2 protein-coding genes are annotated in these 2,255 nt (G+C 32.0%); both read right to left on the bottom strand.

All coding sequences use genetic code 11. From position 1 onward, the window contains the following. Positions 1-182: 182 nt before the first annotated feature. Entirely contained in the window at positions 183-638 is a 456-nt protein-coding gene (locus DIU01_RS14605) for a hypothetical protein (protein WP_290835710.1), read from the bottom strand. Between the two features lie 101 nt (positions 639-739). Then, entirely contained in the window at positions 740-1,894 is a 1,155-nt protein-coding gene (locus tag DIU01_RS14600) for a leucine-rich repeat domain-containing protein (protein ID WP_290835707.1), read from the bottom strand. Positions 1,895-2,255: the final 361 nt, after the last annotated feature.

The raw sequence follows: 2,255 nt of genomic DNA, 5'->3' as shown, positions 1-2,255 counted from the left end.
ATTTAAGAAATTGGAATAATTTAAAAAATTTCTTTGATTTTTTTGATTTCTCTAATCTGTTTCAAATTTTATTTGGTTTGTGGGCACGGATTGCAAAGTTGCTTTATCTTGGTTGTTCTACTGATTAAAAAAGTTGGATTTAAGATTTTGAATGCACTCAAATTAAAATTCAATGAAATAAATTATTGAAAAATCACTGGCTTTGAAGACTTTGGAATTTTTACGATATGGAAGGGCTGGGCTATATTTGCGTTAAATCCATTTGTTAGATATTGAATAGTTACAAGTCTTTGTGTTTGATTTTCAACAATATTGGTAATATCCACTGATGAACCGCTATTTGAAATTGGATTTCTAAATGCGGCAACAATATCATAGTTATTGAAATTAATATTAGTTTCTGTAAAACCATTAGATACATTATTTACTTCATTCATTGATAATAGTAATGAATCCCATTGTAATTGGTTTGTAATCAATACGTTTTGCAATGGAGTGCTTGGGTTTGAAATACTACTTTTACCAATTAAAGTTGGTGTTATTGGAGTTTCAATGTCTGTAGTTTTTGAATTATCATCATCAGTATTACTACAACTTAAAGAAATAAAAATAACTAAACTTAAAAGTAATGTTTTCATGATGTTTAATTTTAAAAGATTAATAAAAATAACTACGCCGTTAGTTCGGATTGAAAATTCTTCCTATCTGGGCTCATTTAGTTGCGCATTCAATTTATAAACTAAAAACAGTTTGTCACCACGCTGCAGTTATATCCGTAAAGTTGTATGTCCGACATAATTTCTGATTGTTCTATTGCATCACAGCAAATACTAGTAAGTGAAGGACATTGGTAAATGGAAATTCCCTGCGGTGCAGCGCTTCCATTTTTTACTACCATTGAGGTAAGGTTTGGATTGAAATCGATATTGAAATAATTCATTGCCACACAATCCCTGAAATCAACAGAAACTAATTTGTTACTGCTGCAAGTGACATAAACCAAATTTGTTAGGCCAGTAAAATCTAAATTGACCAACTTATTAATATCACAATTTATATAATTGAGCGTTGTACAACCTGTAAGCTTAAGATCGGTAAGTTCATTCTGTCCGCATTCCACATCCCAAAGGCCTGTACATCCTGAAACATCTAGTGAAATCAGTTTGTTTGTGGAGCAATTTACATTTAAAAGCTGTTTGAGTCCATGAAGGTCAAGATGAGTAAGGTTATTATCCTGAGCGATCAACTGACGAAGACCAGAAATATGACGAACTTCCAATTCAGAAATATCATTTTGGTTAACGTGAAGTACTTCAAGTTTAGTTGCACCTTCAATATTCAAGTCTGTGATTTGATTGGATTGGCAATAAAGCGTTTTTAATGAACCAAGCGATTTTACACTAAGTGTCTGTAAGTTATTATCATCACAAAACAAATATTCCAAATGAGATAGACCTGTTACCTTAAGTGATGGTATGTTGTTATTAGTTAACGATACATATTTAAGACGTTTTAGACTCGTAAGATCAAGTGCTGCACTAATGTTGTTGCTTTTAAATGAAATATTTTGAACATTCCTAAACTCAAGGATACCCTGAATGGAATTGATATCAGACTGGTCTATTGTAATACGGGATATAGCTTCTGCTTCACAAACCTGTATTTCACCATCTCCATTCTTGTCGATTATTGAGGAACCTTCATGCGTTGAGACATGCGGATAACCCATTAGAAGTTTAGACTTAAAATTGATGTCAGGAATAGTGACAATCTTAGAACAGCTCTTATCTGTGTAAACAATAGCGTCACTGTTGTCGCTGTCGCCATCACTTGAACATGCCGTTGATAATAACAACACTAACGAAGAAGCGATTAGGAGTATTTTATTTTTCATAGGTAATGATTTTTTATTTTGGTGGTAAGGAAGTTGCTAATAATTGTTGTTTTGATTATTGGATTGTTTAGAACACAGATTTTAGAAATTGGAATAATTTTAAAAATTTCTTTGATTTCTTTGATTTCCCTAATATGTTTCAAATTTTATTTGGTTTGTGGGCACGGATTGCAAATCCGCGCTATCCGGGGAAAATGACAAAAAAAGTACTTTTTGTTTTTGTCATTCCGTAGGAATCTCACTTGTAACTCATGAATTGTTATTCTTTATGTGATTGTTTTGTGTGATTAGCGAGTGTGATTCTTCGTGCCTCAGAATGACAAAAAAAGAAAATGACAAAAAAAGAAAATGACAAAAAAAG

The organism is Flavobacterium sp., assembly GCF_003525665.1.
In the GTDB taxonomy this organism is placed as follows: Bacteria; Bacteroidota; Bacteroidia; order Flavobacteriales; family Flavobacteriaceae; genus Flavobacterium.
This window is presented reverse-complemented; position numbering and strand designations above follow the sequence as displayed.

Coding starts and splice junctions, on each gene's coding strand:
- DIU01_RS14605 (WP_290835710.1), bottom strand. CDS start 638: ATGAAAACATTACTTTTAAGTTTAGTTATTTTTATTTCTTTAAGTTGT.
- DIU01_RS14600 (WP_290835707.1), bottom strand. CDS start 1,894: ATGAAAAATAAAATACTCCTAATCGCTTCTTCGTTAGTGTTGTTATTA.